Source organism: Streptomyces sp. NPDC004788, assembly GCF_053601115.1.
Genome location: NZ_JBSGBF010000011.1, coordinates 77,639 through 96,644 on the forward strand (window position 1 = coordinate 77,639; position 19,006 = coordinate 96,644).

The window sequence follows — 19,006 nt, forward strand, 5'->3', positions numbered from 1 at the left end:
GACGACGTGTGAGGTTGACGTCAGCAGGCGTTGCCTGCGTTCTATCGCGTTCTCACTCTTGCGACCGAGTGCACCGGGGCCCCTGTGACACCGGCTCGGTCTCTATCTCCGGGGGGAGAGATCATGGAGCGGACAGCCGTGGCACTACGGGCCCAGGACCCGATATCCCAGGCGGGGGTGACGAGTCAGCTCAGGACCCGGCCCGAGATCCTGGTGACGGACTGGGGCACGGACGTGGACCCGAAACCCGAGGTCGTGGTGCTCGTCGTGGACGCCGTCGACGACGAACTGCTGCGCCTCTTACGGCACATCAGGCGAACGAGCACCGCGCGGGCCGTGCTCGTGACGCGGGACATCGACGAGCAGAAGCTGGTGGCCGCCGCGGAGTGCGGGGTCGCCGGGGTGATCCGGCGGGCGGAGGCGACCCCTGAGCATCTCGTGCAGGTGATCGGCACGGTCGCGAAGGGCGCCGGACACCTCCCCGCCGACCTGGTGGGACGCCTCCTGGAGGAGGTCGGCCGGCTCCAGGGCCAGGTCCTCGCGCCGCGCGGGCTGCACTTCACGGGGCTCGCGGCGCGCGAGGTGGACGTGCTGCGCCTGGTCGCGGAGGGGTACGACACGGCGGACATCGCCGCGAAGCTGTCGTACTCGGAGCGCACCATCAAGAACGTGCTGCACGCGGTGATCACCCGGCTGCAGTTGCGCAACCGCTCGCACGCGGTGGCGTACGCGATGCGTCAGGGACTCATCTGAATCGGCCGTCTGCGAGCAACTTGCTTTCGTCGCTTGCCCCTTGGGGCAGTCCTTCCTTCCCCCGCGGGGGACGCGGAGGCCGTGACATCCAGGGCGTGCGGGTGGATCCTCGCGTGGTCGCAAGGGTCGTCGTGGGCGAGGCGTAGGGAGCTGCACTGTGCGCTGGTCACCGCCGTTCCGGTGGAACGGGGAACCGCGGCGGGGGCGGATCGTCGCCCTCGCGCTGCTGCTGGTCGCCGCCGGGACGGCCGGTACCGTGCCGGCGCTCCGCCCGGCCGAGGACGGTCCGGCGGGTCCGGTGACGCCGGCCGTCGTCACCGCGGAGCTCGCCCCGGGCCAGTCGCTGCCCGTGGCCAAACAGGTGCTCACCCCGCCGGTGCCGCCCATGCCCGAGGTGGTGCTCCTGGTGGACGGCACCGGAAGCATGGGCGACGCCATCCAGGACGTACGCGGCGGCCTGCCGCAGATCGTCAAGAGGGTGCGCGACTCCCAGCCGGACGCCCGGTTCGCCGTGGCGACCTACGGCGACCAGAAGGGCAACCCGCCGAACGCGGGATTCAGCGTGACCGCCCCGCTCACACAGGACGACAACCTGATCCAGGCCGGGGTGAACAAACTCGACCACACGATGGGCGGCGGCCCCGGCCCGACCGAGGACTTCATCAACGGGCTCTGGAACGTCTCCCAGGGCGCCGAGGGCAAGACCGTGTTCCGGGAGAACTCCAGCCCCGTCATCGTCCTCATCGGCGACGCCTCCAGCCACAACCCCAGCAACGGGCACACCCTCGAGGACACGATCTCCGCCCTCCAGGAGAAGAACATCCGGGTGGTCGGCGTCGACGTCGACACGAAGATCGGCGACGGCCTCGACGGCACCGGGGACGCGGGCGACCCGAACTACCAGGACCACACGACTCCCAACAACGCCACCCGCATCATCGAGGCCACCGGCGGCACCAAGCTCTCCGGGATCGTGCCCGACCAGGTCGCCGAGGCCGTCGTCCGCGGCCTCACCAACCTGCCCACCAGCGTCGGCCACCAGCTCACCGCCTGCGACCCGGGGCTGACCGTGGCACTCGACCCGCCGGTGCGGGACGTGGTCAGCGGACAGGTCGCCGGCTTCGACGAGACGATCACCGTCCACCCGGACGCGCCGCAGGGCCGGACCCTGACCTGCACGGTCGAGTTCCTGCTCGGCACCCGGCCGCCGAACTCGCCGAACCTCGGTCCCGCGGCCGCCGCCGACCCGGCGTACACGGAGTCCATCTCGATCACCGTGAAGGACGTGACCGCGCCGGTCGTCACCCTCGACGACCGCACGGCCCGCGCGATCTCCGCCTCCGGCACCCACATCGACTACACGGCGACCGCCGTGGACGCTGTGGACGGCCCGCTGACGCCGCAGTGCACCCCGGCGTCCGGATCGCTGTTCCCGGTCGGCGAGACCACGGTCACCTGCACCGCGACCGACAAGGCGGGCAACACCGGAACCGACACCGCGGTCTTCCGGGTGCTGCCGCCGCCGGTGCCGCCGTCGGCGGACCTCGCCGTCACCCTGCGCCTCGCGCCGGCCCGTGCGTACACCGGCCGCGCCGCGGTCGCCACGTACACGCTCACCAACGCCGGCCCCGACACTGCGCGCGGCGTGGTCCTCGACTCCACCTGGCCGGACTCTCCGGGCCGGCAGCTCGGCGCCGTCTCCGACTGCACCGCCGTCGCACCCTGCCAGATCCCGCCCGGCGGGCGCCTGACGGTGACGCAGACGGCGGTGTACGGGGCGGCGCTGACCGGCTCCGTGCAGGGCAGCGTGCGCGGGATCCTGCTCGACCCGAGGCGCGGCAACAACACGGCCACGGCACGGCTGCAGGTGCTCCAGCCGCGGCTCGACGTCACCCCGAGCGTCCTCCGGCCCGGCGAGACCGTCGTGGTCCGGGGCGCGGACTACCCGCCCGGCGCGACCGTCCGCCTGGTGTGGTCGGTGGGTCTCACCGCGGACACGTCTCCGGTACGGGTCGGCCCCGACGGCACCTTCGAGGCACAGGTGCTCGTGCTGCGCAGGGACCGGCTCGGGCCGCGGGAGCTGTGGGCGGAGGTGCCGCGGCTGCCGCGGCTGAAGGCCCCGGTACTCGTCGTCCAACACGCCCTGCAGCCACCTGACTTCGCGGAGCGGGGGTGACGGTCCGATGATCCACGAGGTCGACGACGTGCTGCGGTCGCTGATCCGCGCCGAGGTCCTGGGCGGCGGCCAGGTGGCGGTGGTCTTCGACGCGCCCACCCGCGAGTGGGCGGCGAAGGTCAACGCGCCGATGGTCAACCTGTACCTGTACGACATCCGCGAGGACATGAAGCGCCGCTCGCGCGGCCTGCACAACGAGTACGACGAACGGGGCACGGTGGTGGCCCGGCACCGCCCGCCGCGCTTCTTCAAGCTCTCGTACCTGATCACCGCCTGGACGAAGCGCCCGGAGGACGAACACCGCCTGCTCTCCTCCCTGTTGGCGTGCCTGCTGCGCTATGACGCGCTGCCGCCTGCCCGGTTGACCGGCACCCTTGAGGAGATCGGCGCGCCCGTGCCCATGTCGATCGCGCTGCCACCGCCGGAGGACCGGTCCTTCGCGGACGTGTGGAGCGCGCTGGGCGGGGAGCTGAAGCCCTCGCTCGACCTGGTGGTGAGCGTGCCGCTGACGGCGTCGCCGCGGTACGAGGCGGGGCCGCCGGTCGGCGAGGACGGGATGAGCGTGCGGGTCGGCGAGAAACCACGTGGGGGAACCTCTCAGTGACGGCGGAACTGCTGGCGCGTGCCCAGAGGTTGGAGCTGCGGATCCGCGGCGCGGTGGAGGCGCGGCGGGCGGTGGACCCGGATCCGGACGACGCGTTCCGGGGTCTGTATCTGACGGAGGAGGCGGTGGAGCGGCTGCTCGCGGGACCCCGCGTGCTGCCGGTGGAGCCGCCGCTGCCGCCGCCGCGGGGTGGCCTGCTGGCGAGGCTGACGGAGGAGTTCGGCCTGACGCCCCTGGACGTCGAGATCCTCCTGATCGCCCTGCTGCCGGACCTGGACGACCGCTTCGAATCGTTCTACGGCTATTTGAACGACGACGTGACGCGGCGGCGGCCGTCGACCGGGCTCGCGCTCGGGCTGTGCGGGGTGCCGGCGGCGGACCGGGAGGCGCGGGCCCGGCTCGGGGCGCGGGCGCCGCTGCGGGCGGGCGGGCTGCTGCTCGTGGAGGACCTGGACCGGCCGTTCCTGAGCCGCGCGCTGCGGGTGCCGGACCGGGTGACGGCGCACCTCCTCGGCGACGACACCCCGGACCCGCGGCTCGCGGACGTACGGGCGCCGTGGCAGGCCCTGCCGGGAGTGGGCGAGCCGGCGGCCCTCGCCCGGGTCCTGGACGACGGGGTCCGGCTCGTGTACCTCCAGGAGGACCAGGGCGGTGCGGGCACGGCGCTGGCCGCCTCGGCCCTGGAGGCCGCCGGGCGGCGGACCCTCGGCGTCGACCTGGCCCGGCTCGCCGATGACCCGGCGCCCGCGGAGGCGATCCGGTCACTGGTACGGGAGGCCCGGCTGACCGGGGCGGGCCTGGTGGCGGCGCCGCTGGACGCGGTGGCCCGGGAACGGCCCGCGCTGCTGCGGGCCCTGACGGAGGCGCCCGTACCGCTGCTCCTGGTGGGCCGGATACCGTGGGACGCCGGCTGGTCGTCGGGACCGCCCCTGCTGGTCCGGGCGCCGAGGGTGGAGCCAGGGGCGCGGGCGGAACTGTGGTCGAGAAGCGCGGGCGTCCCCGTGCCCCTCGACGTCCCGTCCCTCCTGGCCCCCTTCCTCCTCACCCCCGAGCAGGTCGTCCGCTCGGCGAGGGCGGCGGTCCAGACGGCCCGCCTGGAGGGCGGCGAGGTCACCGCCGCGCACGTCCGCGCCGGCGCCCGCGCCCAGAACGCGGCGGGCCTGGACCGGCTTGCCCGCCGCATCGAACCGACGGTCGGCTGGAACGACCTGGTCCTGCCGCCCGACACCTCGGCGCAACTCCGCGAACTCACCTCGCGCGCCCGTCACCGCGACCACGTCCTCGGCACCTGGTCCATGCGCCCGGGCGGCGGCCGCGGCCGCGGCGTGGCCGCGCTCTTCGCCGGCGACTCCGGCACCGGCAAGACGATGTCGGCAGAGGTCATCGCGGCGGACCTGGGGCTCGACCTGTACACGGTGGACCTGGCGACGGTGGTCGACAAGTACGTGGGCGAGACGGAGAAGAACCTGGAACGCATCTTCACGGAGGCGGCGGGCGTCAACGGCGTCCTCCTCTTCGACGAGGCGGACGCCGTCTTCGGCAAACGCTCCGAGGTCAAGGACGCCCACGACCGCTACGCGAACGTGGAGTCCGCGTACCTCCTCCAACGTATGGAGTCCTTCGACGGCCTGGCGATCCTCGCCACCAACCTCCGCGCCAACCTCGACGACGCCTTCACCCGCCGCCTCGACCTGATCGTCGACTTCCCGGTCCCCGACGCCCCTCAGCGCCTGTTGCTCTGGGACCGGTCATTGGGCCCCCACCTCCCGCGCGCGGCCGACCTGGACCTGGAGTTCTGCGCGGAGGCGTTCGAGCTGGCGGGCGGCAACATCAGGTCGATCGCGGTGACGGCGGCGTATCTGGCGGCGGAGGCGGGTGGGGCGGTGACGATGGGGATGCTGATCCACGCGGTGCAGCGGGAGTACCAGAAGCTGGGGCGGCTGACGCTGGAGTCGGAGTTCGGGCGGTACGCGGAGTTGCTGGCGCCTGCAGCCCCCTTCGCTACAGGCGCGTCGACCGAGCAGCCGTAGCGGCGTCAGGAAGAGCCGGCGTCCTGGCTTTCCTCCTCGAAGTGGACGTATGCCGCTTGCGGATCTCCGGTCAGAAGACTCCTCACCTCGGCTTCGGAAACCAGGGGATGCTCGTATTGAGGGGCGTCAGTCAGCGCGAGCCCCGGCCGGCAGAGCCGGAAGTCCGATCCGTCCGAGTACACGGACACGGGCACGCCTTCGGCATGCAGGCGGGCGGTGGTACGCCACTCCAACTCTCCGGAGAAGGTCACTCGGCAGTCGGCCGCAAGGAGTTGCGGAATCACCTCCCGATACGAGTACTCCGAGAGCGGATTGCCTACGACGTCGGCCTCAAGCAGCGATGACACCCGGAGCAGCGGCGTCAGGTCGGTGATGAAGTCACGCCGTAGCGTGGCGGCCAGCAGAGGCAGTGATTCGATACCGGAAAGTTCACGCAGGGCGCTGTCTTCGACCCGCAAGATGCGTAGCCGACTCAGAACCTTCACGTCGTCCAGTGACACCGGGTCGCATCCACTGAGAATCAGTCTCCGCAGTGATCCGAACTGATCGAGGCCGTCGAGACTACGCGCCTGGCGGACGTTCAGCTCCTCAACCGACGCACATTCCTCAGGACTCCACGGATACTCGTGACCAAGTACCCTTTGCACCGCTTGGTTGAGCTTGGAATCGACACGGCTGACCACGACCATCTCCTCGATGTCGTCTCTCGCTCGCTCCGCGCCAGCCGTCCGCTCAGCGGATGGCTGCCCTCACCGTTGCCTCTGCTTCCAGGAAGTTCTCCCTGACGCGTTCGTATGCGCGCTGCTGATCGCCTATCAGCTCCTCCACCGTCAGAGGCTTCGTACGGATCGCCTCGTCGGTCACCGTAGCCCGGTGGTGCACGGATTTGTAGGTGGCACGCACCTCAAGCTTGAGTTGCTTGCTGCTAAACCTTGACGCATCATCCGCTTTCCACATGAGCTTCCCGGACTCGAGGAGACCCCTGAGCATCGCCAGGTACTCCAGGGGCCCTCCGTCGGGACTCTTCTTGAGGAAGTCGGTGAAGTAGTCACGCAGCGACTCGTGCCACTTCATGTCCCTACCGTTGAATATCGGGTTGCCTTCGTCGTTGGCGAAGGCGCCGACATGGGCATCCAGGTCGTAGCGTCCTACCTCGGTCAGGTCGTCCGTGAGCCGGATCTCCCAGATGACGTCAGTGGTGAACGAGCGCAAAGCGTCCTGCAGCACGACCCATCCCACGGACTTCTTGGTCGAGCCTTGCGATATCGCCGTTTCGACGATCTTCACCATCTGGTTCGTCGGGATCCACTCATGGAGCTTGCCGTCCCCGCGGAACTCGGCCTTGAGCCACTTCCTGTGCGGATTCTCGCCTTGCCCCTTCTCGTCCCACAGCTCCTTCAACCGCGCGAATGTCAGCCCCTTGGACTCCTGCCGCGATGCCATGTCCTTCAGGAACTCGACCACCCTGCCGCCTGCCGCATCCTTGAGCTGAGGGTCGACCTCCCGCGTGGGGGTAGGCAGGGACGAGAAGGATCCGAACTGGCTGTTGTAACGGAAACTGAGCTTGGCGAGTTTCTCCTTCAGACCACCTTGCTTGATCTCTTCCTTGGCGTTCTTCTTGAGTTCCGCAACCGCCGATTCACCGAGTACGTCATAAAACTTCTGCCGGACCGAATGCGGCGGCTTCGGCGAGAGGTCATGCAGCGCATAGTGTTTGAACGTTCCAGCTGACGGCCCCTCCCGGCGCTTCGTGCCACCGTTCCTGGCCGGATCGAAATACCCCTTGAGACTGTTCTGCGCCTCCGCCGTACCGAGGTAACGGACAGCCGAATCGCTGAACTTCCCCAACGCCCCTTTGCTGTCCCACGCATTCGTGCCCTGGAGGTATGAACTCCACCAGCGGTCGGATATGTCGACGGAGAGCTTCTCCCCGTAGGGAGGAAGCTGCACCGGGATGTCCTTCACGTATTCCCGGGTCTTTTCATCAGTGCCCTGACCTTCTCGGTCATCCTTCTTGTTCTTCGCGTAGTCGTCGTGACCGGCCACGGCATTCGTCGGCACCGTGCCCTCCGGATTCACCTTGCCTCGGACGGCCCATTTGCCTCCGGTCTCGACCGGCTCCAGCACCCGCAGGCCGTACCTCGCCCGGATCCCACCGAGCAGAGGCCTCAGCACGCTGCCGGCCACCGCGCGACCTGCGAACCTGTTCACCGCCGCGGCGCCCGCCTGGAGCGCCTTGTCCAGACGCTGCTGCTTCCCGGCCGGCGAGTCGTCGCCGCCGCGGACCTTCGCCTTCAGCTTCTGCCAGAGCGCCTTGCCCTTCCGCACGATGAAGTCGACCAGCTTGTCGATCGCCCTGTTCACCGGCTTCGCCACCGCCTGGAACACCGACTTCACCTTGTTCGCCAGGTTGCCGATGCCCAGCAGTGAAGCCAGGAAGCCGATCAGGACGGGGATGCTGCCGGCGAGGGCGGTTTCGACCATCTTCGGGACGCCCGCCGCGCCGCCGTTCGCGATTTCGATGACCGCGTCCAGGACCGAGTTCACGAACGCGGCGATTTGGGCGCCCTGGTTCACCACGAACGAGACGATGTCGATGATGCCCTTGACCGCGCGGACGAAGGCCGAGGCGGGGTTGAGGAGGGAGAGGATCCAGGTGATGCCCGCGACGATGACCGTGGGGATCAGGTATTCGGTCAGCTTCGAGAGGATCGTGGACTTGAGGTCGCCGACCTCCGCCTCGATCTCCTTGACCGCGCCCGCCGGGCCCTCCTTGGCCAGGGCCTGGGCGATCGGGAGGGAGGACTCGACGGCGGTGAGGGCCTGGTCGGGGACGCCCTTGCTGGTGATGCGGGTGCGGAGGTTGGCCCAGGTCAGGCCCAGGAGGGAGGTGATCAGGGAGATGATGCCCCGGAGGTCGAAGCGTTCCGGGAGGGTGAGGCCGGCCTTGACCGCGGTGCCGAGGAGCCAGGAGACCAGGCCCTTCTTCAGGTGGTCGGCGATGTTGGTGATGAAGAGATGGAGGCCGGCGCCGACCGCCCGCACCAGGTTTCCCAGGAAGCCGATCGGGTCCTTGATGATCTTCATGATGGCCGAGGCGGCCTTCGCGAGGATCCCGAGCAGCAGGTTCTTCAGCTCGTTGATGGTCTTGATGACGCCGACGATCGCGTCCTTCGCCTTGTCGATCAGCCCCTTGTTGGCCTCCTGGAGCTTCTTGATCTCCTCGTCGACCGCGTTCAGCGCCGCCGTGTACTTGTTCGCGAGGTCCTGGACCAGTTGCTGAGACTTCTCGTTCACGGACGACTCGAGGTCGTCGAACTTGCCGGCGAAGTCCTTCGCCGCCTCCTCACCGAACTGCCTCAGGTCCGAGGGGAGTTTGTCCACCTCCGCCTTCAGCTCCGCCCGGCCCTGCGCGATCCTCGCCTTCGCGCGGCCCAGTTCGGCCCCGATCAGGTCGGCCACCGAGGAGATGACCGCCTGCATCTTGGACACGTACAGCTTGCGGGCCTCCTGGTAGAGGTCGTTCGCCTCCTTCGGCATCCCGGCGAACTTGTCCTTCACCCACCGGGCCTTGCCCATCAGCCCCGAATAGCGCTTGTCCTTGTACTTCTTCATCCGCGCCTTGTGGTCCGCGGTGAACGCGTCCCGCGCCGCCTTCTCCCCGGCCGTGAAGGCGTCGTCGACCTTCTTGTCGAGGCCCGTCAGCGTCGCCTCGACGTCCTTCTTCGTCGCGTCGAAGACCTTCTGGAGCTTCCCCGTGACCTCGGCGCGCTTCCGCTCGTCCTTCGACTTGGTGTCGCCCTTGCCGCCGTCGACGGCCTTCCCGGCCGCCGCCCGGGTCGCGGTGAGCGCGTTCATGGCCTGGGCGCCGGCCGCCGCCGCGCCGGCCTTCGCGGTGGAGAGATGCGCCTGCTCGCCCGCGCGGGCCTTCCCCGGCGCCTGCGCGGAATCGGCCTCCGCCGTCTTCTTCGCCTTCAGGGCCTGGTCGAACTCCGGCTCGTTGCCCTTGGCGAGCTGCTCCTCCGTGACCTCTGCGTCGGCCATCGCCTTGTCGTTCTCGGCCGGGCCCTGCGAGAAGTCCGTCACGGCGGCGGGCTGTTTCTCCGGCACCGCGTCGGCCGCGCTCGGCGCACCCGGGTTGGCGGGCGGCCGGTCCGGGACCATCGGGGTGACCGGCTTGTCCTTCGCCGCGGAGGTGTCCGGCGGGGCCTTCGTCGTCGTCTCGATGTCCTTGGCGGAGGCGCTCTTGCCGTCCTTGACCTTCCCGTCGACCTCGCCCTTGACCTTCTCGGCCTTCCCCGAGGACGAGAACTTGTCCGCCTCGTCGAGGTTCTTCGGCGCCTGCGCGTCGATGGCCTTGTTCACGGCCTCGATGAACGCCGCCTTGTTGAACTCCCCCGGCTTGGCCGCGTTCATCTTCTCCGCGTTCGCGGCCTTGCCCTGCGCCTCCTTGTCGTCCGGGGGCGCCACCGCCGCGTCCTGCGCCGACTTCGACTCCGTGGCGGCGGGCGCGTGGGCGGCCAGCGTCCGCTTCTTGGCGGCCACGTCGGCGCCGACCCGGCGGAAGCCGGGCGCGGCCGACGGCGGCGTCTTCACCGGGGCGGTGTACCGCTGCGCCACGAGCCGGGCCACGGCCGCGTTGCCCGCCGCACCCTGGAGTCGTTGGAGGCTGCGTACGCCCGAATCGCCGGGCGGCGCCGACCCGCGCTCCGGACGCTGCGTCGAGGACTGCTGCGTCGAGGGATGCTGCGTCGAGGACTGCTGCGTCGAGGGCTTCTTCTCCGGGACTTCCTTCATCCGTCCTCCCGGAGGCCCGTGCTGACGGCGTACGCGGTGTCGTCAGCGTGCCGGGGCCGGCCGCCCCGTACCCAGGCCGTGCGTGCGGACGACCGGACCCGGCGCCTTGCACGATCGGGCAGTCCTCGATGCCCGCCCGGCGGCCCTCCCTCCGTTCCCGGTGATCGTCCGCGTCACAAGAATGGCCGTCATTCCAGGAGGGAGCGCGCCGTATGCCGTCGTACCTGTCCCCCGGCGTCTACGTCGAAGAGGTCGAATCGGGGTCCCGGCCCATCGAAGGGGTGGGCACTTCGGTCGCCGCCTTCGTCGGCTTCGCGGAGAAGGGGCCGTTCGACGAGCCGACCCTGATCACGAACTGGACCCAGTTCGTGAGCCGTTTCGGTGGCTTCGTCGAAGGAACGTACCTGGCCCGCTCCGTCTACGGCTTCTTCGCCAACGGCGGCGGGATCTGCTACGTCGTACGCATCGAAGACGGGACCGGGGCCAGTGCCGGTGCCGGTGCCGGTGCCGTTGCCGGCCAGGAGCCCACCGCGACCGTGGCCGGGCAGCCCGCCGCCGTCACCGTCGGCCCGTACGCCATCACCGCCCGCCCCGGCGTCACCGGCCGGATCAGCGTCGAGATCGCGGACGTCGAGGGCGACGACCCGCCCTCGGACGCGTTCCGGCTGATCGTGCGGCGGGACGACGAGGTGGTCGAGACGTACCCGTCGGTCACCACCAAGCGCAGCAAGGAGAACGTCGTCACCCGCGTCAACGCCGGCTCCGCGCTCATCGAGATCGCCGAGCCCGGCACCGGCGCCGCCCCCGCCCGCCCCGCGGCCCAGACCGTCACCCTCGCCGTGCCCGCGCCCGCGGGCGCACCGGTGGCGGTGCCGACCGGGGCTCTGACGCCCGACGTGTACGTGGGCGACGCCGACCGCCGCTCCGGCATCGGCGGCCTTGAGGCGGTCGAGGACGTCACGATGGTGGCCGTGCCGGACCTGATGAGCGCGTACGAGCGCGGGCTCATCGACCTCGACGGGGTGATCGCCGTCCAGCAGAGCCTGATCACCCACTGCGAGCTGATGGGCGACCGGGTCGCGGTGCTCGACCCGCCGCCCGGCCTCAGCCCCCAGGAGATCCACACCTGGCGCACCGAGCGGGCGAACTACGACTCCAAGTACGCGACGCTCTACTACCCGTGGATCGGGGTGGCCGACCCCTCGTCGGGCCGGATCTCGCTCGTCCCGCCGAGCGGCCACATCGCCGGTGTCTGGGCCCGCAACGACAGCCAGCGCGGCGTGCACAAGGCCCCGGCGAACGAGGTGGTCCGCGAAGCCGTCGCCCTCGCGACCCAGCTCACCAAGGGCGAGCACGACCGGCTCAACCCGGTCGGCCTCAACTGCATCCGCGCCTTCCCCGGCCGCGGCATCCGCGTCTGGGGCGCCCGGACGCTCGCCTCCGACCCGGCCTGGCGCTACCTCAACGTCCGCCGGCTCTTCAACTACCTGGAGGAGTCGATCCTCGCCGGCACCCAGTGGGTCGTCTTCGAGCCCAACGACGACGCGCTGTGGGCCCGGATCCGCCGGACGGTGGCGGCGTTCCTCGTCAACGAGTGGCGCAAGGGAGCCCTGTTCGGCCTCACCCCGGACGAGGCGTTCTACGTCAAGTGCGACCGCGAGACGAACCCGCCGGAGAGCGTGGACCTGGGCCAGGTCATCTGCGAGATCGGTGTGGCACCGGTCAAGCCCGCCGAGTTCGTCGTCTTCCGCCTCTCCCAGCTGACCAGCGGCTCTGGTGCCGTCGACGAGTGAGGAGTAGTACGCCGTGCCCCTTCCCGATCTGGACAGTTCAGTCGGTCATTCCTTCGGCCTGGAGTTCGACAGCGTCGTCATCAAGCAGATCACCGAGGTCAGTGGTCTGAAGATGGAGCAGGACGTCATCGAGCTGAAGCAGAACACCGCCGACGGCAAGTACGCCATCAAGAAGCTGCCCGGCCGCCCCAAGGCGGGCGAGGTCACGGTCAGCCGCGGCCTCACCGAGGACAACAGCTTCGAAAGCTGGGTCAAGGAGTCCCGCTTCGGCAAGATGACCGGCGCCCGCCGCCACGGCGCCATCATCGTGTACGACTACGAGGGCATCCCGATCAAGCGCTACAAGCTCATCAACGCCTGGCCGAAGTCCCTGGAGATCGGCACCCTCAAGGCCGGCGACACCTCGGTCCTCACCGAGAAGCTGGTGATCACGTACGAGAGCATGGAAGTCGAGTGATGCGTCGTACGGCGCCGAGCGCACCGCCGCGCGCCGCCGCTCCGGCCCCCTCCTTCGGAAGCTCCGAAGGCGAGGCCGAAGGCGGCGGCATGCGGACCGAGTTCGCCTTCCGGCTGCCGCGCGGGTACGTCGACGACGCGGGCACCGTGCACCGGGACGGCGTGATGCGCCTGGCGACCGCCCGCGACGAACTCGTACCGCTGCGCGACGACCGGGTCCGGGAGAACTCCGCCTATCTGTCGGTGGTCCTCATCTCCCGCGTCGTGACCAGGATCGGCACGGTCGACGACATCCACCCGGGCGTCATCGAGGACCTGTTCGCCTCGGACCTGGCCTTCCTCCAGGACTTCTACCGGCGCATCAACGCCGAGGGCCACACCCGGGCCGCCGTGACCTGCCCGTCGTGTCAGGAGGAGTTCGCGGTGGACCTCGCCGGTGGCCGCCTGGGGGAATCGTGACGTACGCGGCCGACCGCCTGTACGAGGAGGTCGCGTACCTCGCCTACCACTTCCACTGGCCGCTCGATCAGCTCCTCGACCTGGAGCACCCGGAACGTCTGAGGTTCGTCGCCCAAGTGGCCCGCCTCAACGGAGGATGAGGGGGAGGTAAGGGCACCGATGGGTCTGTTGTCCTGGCTGCGCGGAGGCGGAAGCGGAGGCGGAAGCGGAGGCGGAAGCGGAGGCGGAAGCGGAAGCGGGGATCGGTCACGTCGGAGCGACGCGGCAGCGCCGCCGCCGGAACCGGCCGCCGCACCCCGCGAGGACCGCTTCGACATCCCCGAACTCCCGCCGCTCCAGCGTACGTTGACGGCGCCGTCCCTCGTCACCGACCCGACCGCCTTCGAGGCCGCCCTGCCCACCCGGCAGCCGACGGCGTTCACGGCCCCGCTGGGGCACGCGGTCAGCGCGGAGGCACCCAGCGGGGTGGTGCACGGGGTCACGACGCCGGTACGGGGGTTCAGCGGGCCGGGGCCGTCGGCCGTGACAGCGCAACTGACGCGGCAGCCGGCGACGGAGCCTCCCGAGGCCGCCTCGGCCGCTTCGGCGTCTCCGGGTGCTTCTCCCAGTGCTTCTCCGGGTGCTTCGGTACGAGCAGATGGCGCGCCTGGCGCGTCGGGGCCGCGAACGGTGGTGCAGCGGTCAGTGGTACCGCCGTTGGATGCGGCGCCGCCCACTGCCGTGCCGCTGACGCCCGTACGGGGTGAGGGCTTGCCGCAGTCGGCGGCGACGCCCGGTGTCGTCCAGCGAGCGGCGGAGAGCGCCCCGCCGCCCCAGCCGCCCCAGCCGCCCTCGGCAGTGGAGCGGCGAGGAAGCGCCCCTGCGGCTCCCGAGCCGGTCGTCCAGCGCTCGGACGCCGAGACCGAAACGACTCCTGAGGTACGTGCGGAGGCGGACGCTCCGCCGCCCGAGGCCCCGCAGCAGGACGAACCGCCGGTACGGAGCCTCCTCGGCGAGCGGGAGCCCCTCGTCGAGCCGCCTGCGCAGCCGCCCGCGCAGCCGTCCGCTCCAGAGGCCGGCACGTCCTCGCTGCCTGAGGTCCAGCGGTCGACGCCCGCGGCGAACGCGCCCGGCACGCCTCCTTCCGTGCCGTCCGTTCAGCGCACGCCGGGACTCGGCGCACCCCTGCCCGGGCTTCCGCCGACCGCCCGCGCCGAAGCAGCGCGGCCGTCACCGCCGGTGCGGCCGGTCCAGCGGACTCCCGGGCTCGGCGCGCCGCTCCCCGCGCTGCCGCCCACGGTCCGGAGCGAGGCCGCTCCCGCGTCCCCGTCAGCCGAAGGCCCGGCCCCGAGTCCGATGCCGGTGCCCACGCCGGTGCCGATGCCGATGCCGATGCCGATGCCGATGCCGATCCAGCTTCCGGCCGCCCCGGAGACGGCGCCGCTCGCGCCGCCGGTGCAACGAACCGAAGCCCCGCCTCCGCCCCAGGCCCCGGCCCAGGTCGAGCCGGCGCAGGACCTCCAGACCGTCCAGCCCACACGGGACATCCAGGACATCCAGTCGGCGCAGGACCTCCAGACCGTCTCGGAAACCCCGGTCTCCGAGGTCCACCACCCCTCCCCCGACTCCGGCCCCGACCCGGACCCCGGCCCCGTGGCCCCGCTCCTCGGCGAGCGCCCGCTGACCCTCCGTACCGTCGAGAGCAGTCCACCGGCAGCCCCGGTCCAGCGCACCGCGGCCGACCCGTCGGCGCCCGCCACCTCCCCGCTGCCCGTGGCCGAACCCACCGCCGTGCCCGTGCGCTGGGTGACGGCGGACGGCGGCCCCGCAGCCGTGCAGCGCACCGCGCGGCACACCGCGCCCCAGGCCGGCCCCCGCCCCGCGCACGTACAACGGAGCACCGCACCGCAGACCGCGCCGTCCCGCACGCCGGCCCCCGGCCCCCTGCCCTCGGCCTCTCCGCTGCCCGCTCCCCCGCCCGCATACCCACCGACTCCCCTCCCCGCGCCCCTCCCGGTCTCCCGCCTGGCCGTGCCCGGCCGGGCGCCCGTGTTCGACGCCGGCGCCGTGGCGGTCGCCGCCGGGGTCGCGCAGCGGATGGCCGACGGGAGCGTGGTGTTCACGCAGCCCGGCGCGGCCCCGGGTCCGGTGTCGGCTCCGACGCCGACCCTCCCCTCGTACACCGACGTCCCCCTCGTGCACCGCCTCCCCGTCCAGCGCGAGACCGCCACCGAGGAACCTCCGCCCCCGCCGCCGGAGCCCGCGCCCCCACCGGCACCCGCGCCGGAGGAGCCCGCACCCGCCGCCGCAGCCACGGCGGAGACGACAGCCTCGACGGCGGCGCCCGCCGGGGGACCCGGTCACGGCTCCCCGGCCCACCAGCAGACCCCGCCCGTCACCGACGAGTTCGTCCGCGCGCTCTACCCCCCGCTCGCCCGCCTCCTCAAGGCCGATCTGCGCCTGGAGCGCGAGCGGGCCGGCTTTCTGATCGAGAAGAGGTGACGTAACGGTCATGACCACTCCCGACCGCGGCGACGACCCCGCCGTCAGCGTCTGCTTCGTCGTCACCATCGACGAGATCGAGCTCGGTTCCTTCAACACCTGTGAGGGCCTCGGCTGCGAGGTCGTCCTGGAGACGCGCGAGGAGGGCGGCAACAACGGGCACGTGTGGCAACTGCCCACCCGCCTCAAGTACTCGAACGTGAAGCTGTCCCGGCCGCTCACCCGGGAGACCGAGAAGGTGGCCCGCTGGTTCGCGAGCATGACCACCGGCTTCACCCGCAAGACCGCGCACATCGAGGCCAGGACCGGGGACGGCCGGAAGGTCGCCCGGTGGGGCCTCCTTGAGGTGGTGCCGGTGCGCTGGACGGGGCCGTCCTTCTCCCCGGAGTCGCCCAAGGTGGCGATCGAGACGATCGAGATCGCCCACCACGGCTATGTGATGGAGGGCTGAGCCCGATGAGCGCACCCATCGCCTTCAGCGCGGCCGGCACCGCCGGGGTGGCCTCGGCCGGCCGGGCGGCCGGCTCCGCGCGGCCGAAGCTGGAACACGCGTACCTGGAGCTGCGCACGCCGCCGACGGGCGGCGGTCTGACGCCGGGTGCGCCGTGCGGCCGGATCGAGTTCCAGTTCAATCCCAAGGAGTTGAGCCTCACCAAGGCGGCGGCCTGGAAGCGGACGCCGGCGAAGGGCGCGAAGAGCGCGGGCCCGCCCGAGTACCAGGGGCCGCAGCCCAGCAAGTTGACGGTGGAGATGTTCTTCGACGCGGCCGACACGCAGGACACCCGCGTGGTGACGGCGGTGGAGCAGCTCTTCGCGTGCTGTGTGCCGACGAGCGAGAGCCGCCAGCAGCAGCGCTCCTCACCGCCCTGGGTGGTGTTCCACTGGGGCGGGCTCACCGGCTTTCCCGGCTATGTCAGCCAGGTGCAGGCGAAGTACACGCTGTTCACGACGTCCGGGGTGCCGATCCGGGCCGTCTGCCAGGTGACGGTCGAGGAGATCAGCGGGGAGACGCCGGGGCAGAACCCGACCTCGGGCGCGCTCGCGGCGCGTCGTACCCACCGGGTGGCGGCCGGGGACTCGCTGCCGTCGCTCGCGCAGCGGGAGTACGGGAATCCGGCGGCCTGGCGGGTGATCGCGGAGGCGAACGGCATCGACGACCCGCTGCGGCTCGCGACGGGGCGGCAGTTGTTGCTTCCGGCCCTCGACGAGCTGGGCCGCCTCCAGGAGCAGGAAAGCGACTCGGGGAGGGAGCGCTGATGGCGGGGCAGGGGGTCGCGTCGGCGCTGGTGGTGGAGTTCGGGGGCACGCCGCTGCCCGCGCGGCTCGCGAACCAGCTCGTGGAGGGGTACGTCGACGACAGCCGGACGCTGCCCGACCTGTTCGTGCTGCGTTTCCGCGACCCGGACCGGACGCTGCTCAAGCAGGCGGGGATCGAGGTCGGCGCGGAAGCGCGCCTCTCGGCCCGCGGCGGGGGCGGCGGGGCGCCGCGGCCGCTGCTGACCGGGGTGGTGACGGCGCTCGAACTGGAGCTGGACGACTCGGGCACGTTCACCGTCGTCCGCGGTCTCGACGAGACGTACCGGCTGCTGCGCGGGGTGCGGGTGGCGAGCTACCAGAACATGACGCTGTCCGACATCTGCGCCCAGGTGGCCCGGCGGGCCGGGCTGAAGACGGGCACGATGGACGTGGCCGGTCCGGTGCTCGACCATGTGGCCCAGCCCAACGTGAGCGACTGGGAGTTCGTGCGCGCGCTCGCGGAGGAGGCGGGCGCCCAGGCGTACGTACGGGAAGGGCAGCTGCACATCGTGAAGCCCACCGAGGCGACCGGTGCGCCCGACGCGTCCGCCCGCGCCGAGCGCGAGCCGCTGGTCCTGGAGCTGGGGGCGAACCTGCTGCGCTGCCGGGCGTCGGTGTCGGCGGCCGAGCAGGTGTCCGAGGTGGAGGTGCGCGGCTGGGACGTGACCGGCAAGCGGGCCCTGGTGGGGCGGGCGCCGGCGGGGAACTCGTCGACGCTGAAGCTCGGGGTGACGGCGGCGCAGGTGACGCGGCCGTTCGGGTCGGCGCGGCACGTGGTCACGGACGGCGGGTACGGCACGCAGGAGCGGGTCGACCGGGCGGCGAAGGCGCTGGCGGAGCGGATCGCGGGGTCGTTCGCCGAGCTGGAGGCGGTGATCCGGGGGAACCCGGAGGTGCGGGCGGGCGCGGCGGTGGCGTTGAACGCGGTCGGGGCGCCGTTCGAGGGCCGGTACACGGTCACGTCCTCCCGGCACGTCTTCGATCCGCACCGCGGGTACGAGACCTGGCTGACGGTCTCCGGCCAGCAGGAGCGGTCGCTGTTCGGACTGACCGGCGGCGGCCCGGGCCGGAGCTCCGGCTCGGGGACGGCGCCCGGCACGGCCGGGCTGGTGAACGCGACCGTGACCGACACCCAGGACCCGGACGGCTCGGGCCGGGTGAAGGTGCGCTTCCCGTGGCTGTCGGACGAGTACGCGAGCGACTGGGCGCGCACGGCGCAGGCCGCGGGCACCAGCGGCGGCGAGCCGCTGATCCCGGAGGTCGGCGACGAGGTGGTGGTCGGCTTCGAGCACGGGCGGCTCGACCGTCCGTACGTCCTGGCCGGGCTCTACAACGGGAAGGACCGGCCGCAGCGGAGCAGCCCGGTGGACAAGACCTCGGGGGCGGTCGAGCGCAAGGCGCTGACCTCGCGCGAGGGCAACCGGCTCGAACTGCTCGACACCGCGAACGGCCCGAAGGGCGTGCGCCTGACGACCGGCGACGGCAAGCTCACCATCGACCTGGACCGCACGGGCACGACGATCGCCGTCAGCAGCGACGGCAGCGTGAAGATCACCGCGAAGGACAAGGTGCAGGTGACGGCGAAGGGCGGCGTGACCCTCGACGCGGAGAGCGGCGCGGTCGAACTCAAGGGCGAGAGCGTGTCCCTGACGGCCCGTTCGGGTGGCGTGAAGGTCGACGGCGGGACGGGCAAGGTCGAGGTGTCGTCGGCCGGCGCGGTGGACGTGCACGGGATGTCGGTCTCGGTCGACGGCACGCAGCGCACGGAGGTGAAGGGCGGGATGTCGCTCTCCCTCAACGCTGCTCTCGTGAAGATCAATTGACGCTCCATCAATCGAGGACAGGAAGCGAGAACGGTCATGGCACCAGGACCCGCCGCACGGGTCGGCGACCCCACCGGTCATCCCGGGGTGATCGGCCCGCCGGGAGTGCCGACCGTGCTCATCGGCGGCGCGCCCGCCGCCACGGTCGGCACCCCGCACGTCTGCTCCTTCCCCGGCCCGCCCCCGCACCCGCCGTCCGCCGTCGCCGGTCCCGGCAGCACCAGCGTGCTGATCGGCGGCGCGCCGGCGGCCCGGGTCGGCGACCTGGCGGGCTGCGGCGCGCCCGTGGTGAGCGGGTGCCCGACGGTCCTGATCGGCGGCTGAGGAAGGCTGGGGGT

14 protein-coding genes and 1 pseudogene are annotated in these 19,006 nt (G+C 71.5%); 13 read left to right on the plus strand and 2 right to left on the minus strand.

Annotated elements, in window-relative coordinates:
- Positions 1-123: 123 nt before the first annotated feature.
- From ACWEJX_RS08035 to ACWEJX_RS08050, 4 genes and pseudogenes are all read left to right on the plus strand, one after another.
- Positions 124-753 carry a response regulator transcription factor gene (locus tag ACWEJX_RS08035; protein WP_451606681.1) on the plus strand — a complete coding sequence of 210 codons (630 nt, stop codon included), beginning with the start codon at positions 124-126 and terminating at the stop codon, positions 751-753.
- A gap of 157 nt (positions 754-910) precedes the next feature.
- Positions 911-2,929, plus strand: coding sequence for a VWA domain-containing protein (locus ACWEJX_RS08040; protein WP_451606682.1), 2,019 nt, complete (start codon positions 911-913; stop codon positions 2,927-2,929).
- Positions 2,930-2,936: 7 nt separating this feature from the next.
- Positions 2,937-3,512, plus strand: a pseudogene (locus ACWEJX_RS08045) (DUF4255 domain-containing protein); the annotation flags it as partial.
- Positions 3,513-3,529: 17 nt separating this feature from the next.
- Positions 3,530-5,563, plus strand: coding sequence for an ATP-binding protein (locus tag ACWEJX_RS08050; RefSeq protein WP_451606683.1), 2,034 nt, complete (start codon positions 3,530-3,532; stop codon positions 5,561-5,563).
- A 5-nt stretch (positions 5,564-5,568) separates the two neighbouring features.
- Here ACWEJX_RS08050 and ACWEJX_RS08055 read toward each other — a convergent pair whose 3' ends face one another.
- The gene (locus ACWEJX_RS08055) at positions 5,569-6,246 is read right to left on the minus strand and encodes a hypothetical protein (protein ID WP_451606684.1); all 678 of its coding nucleotides are present in this window, start codon (positions 6,244-6,246) and stop codon (positions 5,569-5,571) included.
- Between the two features lie 49 nt (positions 6,247-6,295).
- Positions 6,296-10,360 (minus strand): hypothetical protein, encoded by a 4,065-nt coding sequence (locus tag ACWEJX_RS08060; RefSeq protein ID WP_451606685.1) that lies wholly within the window; start codon positions 10,358-10,360, stop codon positions 6,296-6,298.
- 212 nt (positions 10,361-10,572) lie between these two features.
- On the opposite strand from ACWEJX_RS08060, the gene ACWEJX_RS08065 reads away from it, so the two are divergent.
- The 9 genes from ACWEJX_RS08065 (at position 10,573) to ACWEJX_RS08105 (ending at position 18,992) form a co-directional block, all read left to right on the plus strand.
- Positions 10,573-12,153 carry a phage tail sheath subtilisin-like domain-containing protein gene (locus tag ACWEJX_RS08065; RefSeq protein ID WP_451606686.1) on the plus strand — a complete coding sequence of 527 codons (1,581 nt, stop codon included), beginning with the start codon at positions 10,573-10,575 and terminating at the stop codon, positions 12,151-12,153.
- A 13-nt stretch (positions 12,154-12,166) separates the two neighbouring features.
- Entirely contained in the window at positions 12,167-12,610 is a 444-nt protein-coding gene (locus ACWEJX_RS08070) for a phage tail protein (RefSeq protein WP_451606687.1), read from the plus strand.
- Positions 12,610-13,068 carry a hypothetical protein gene (locus ACWEJX_RS08075; protein ID WP_451606688.1) on the plus strand — a complete coding sequence of 153 codons (459 nt, stop codon included), beginning with the start codon at positions 12,610-12,612 and terminating at the stop codon, positions 13,066-13,068. Before ACWEJX_RS08070 ends, ACWEJX_RS08075 begins: the two co-directional genes overlap by 1 nt.
- Entirely contained in the window at positions 13,065-13,208 is a 144-nt protein-coding gene (locus tag ACWEJX_RS08080) for a DUF6760 family protein (protein ID WP_403789459.1), read from the plus strand. The genes ACWEJX_RS08075 and ACWEJX_RS08080 overlap by 4 nt, the downstream gene beginning before the upstream one ends.
- Positions 13,209-14,427: 1,219 nt before the next feature.
- Positions 14,428-15,549 carry a hypothetical protein gene (locus ACWEJX_RS08085; protein ID WP_451606689.1) on the plus strand — a complete coding sequence of 374 codons (1,122 nt, stop codon included), beginning with the start codon at positions 14,428-14,430 and terminating at the stop codon, positions 15,547-15,549.
- 10 nt (positions 15,550-15,559) lie between these two features.
- Positions 15,560-16,000, plus strand: coding sequence for a phage tail protein (locus ACWEJX_RS08090; RefSeq protein WP_389207363.1), 441 nt, complete (start codon positions 15,560-15,562; stop codon positions 15,998-16,000).
- A gap of 5 nt (positions 16,001-16,005) precedes the next feature.
- A complete protein-coding gene (locus ACWEJX_RS08095; RefSeq protein WP_451606690.1) occupies positions 16,006-16,806 on the plus strand; it encodes a CIS tube protein in 801 nt (266 codons plus the stop codon).
- Positions 16,806-18,668: a VgrG-related protein gene (locus ACWEJX_RS08100; RefSeq protein WP_451606691.1), complete on the plus strand. Its 1,863-nt coding sequence runs from the start codon at positions 16,806-16,808 to the stop codon at positions 18,666-18,668. The genes ACWEJX_RS08095 and ACWEJX_RS08100 overlap by 1 nt, the downstream gene beginning before the upstream one ends.
- 36 nt (positions 18,669-18,704) lie before the next feature.
- The gene (locus tag ACWEJX_RS08105) at positions 18,705-18,992 is read left to right on the plus strand and encodes a PAAR domain-containing protein (RefSeq protein WP_451606692.1); all 288 of its coding nucleotides are present in this window, start codon (positions 18,705-18,707) and stop codon (positions 18,990-18,992) included.
- Positions 18,993-19,006: the final 14 nt, after the last annotated feature.

Excerpts from the sequence above, each read along its gene's own strand:
- ACWEJX_RS08035 (WP_451606681.1), top strand. The coding sequence starts at position 124 with ATGGAGCGGACAGCCGTGGCACTACGGGCCCAGGACCCGATATCCCAG.
- ACWEJX_RS08060 (WP_451606685.1), bottom strand. The coding sequence starts at position 10,360 with ATGAAGGAAGTCCCGGAGAAGAAGCCCTCGACGCAGCAGTCCTCGACG.
- ACWEJX_RS08065 (WP_451606686.1), top strand. The coding sequence starts at position 10,573 with ATGCCGTCGTACCTGTCCCCCGGCGTCTACGTCGAAGAGGTCGAATCG.
- ACWEJX_RS08075 (WP_451606688.1), top strand. The coding sequence starts at position 12,610 with ATGCGTCGTACGGCGCCGAGCGCACCGCCGCGCGCCGCCGCTCCGGCC.
- ACWEJX_RS08085 (WP_451606689.1), top strand. The coding sequence starts at position 14,428 with ATGCCGATGCCGATGCCGATGCCGATGCCGATCCAGCTTCCGGCCGCC.
- ACWEJX_RS08090 (WP_389207363.1), top strand. The coding sequence starts at position 15,560 with ATGACCACTCCCGACCGCGGCGACGACCCCGCCGTCAGCGTCTGCTTC.
- ACWEJX_RS08095 (WP_451606690.1), top strand. The coding sequence starts at position 16,006 with ATGAGCGCACCCATCGCCTTCAGCGCGGCCGGCACCGCCGGGGTGGCC.
- ACWEJX_RS08100 (WP_451606691.1), top strand. The coding sequence starts at position 16,806 with ATGGCGGGGCAGGGGGTCGCGTCGGCGCTGGTGGTGGAGTTCGGGGGC.
- ACWEJX_RS08105 (WP_451606692.1), top strand. The coding sequence starts at position 18,705 with ATGGCACCAGGACCCGCCGCACGGGTCGGCGACCCCACCGGTCATCCC.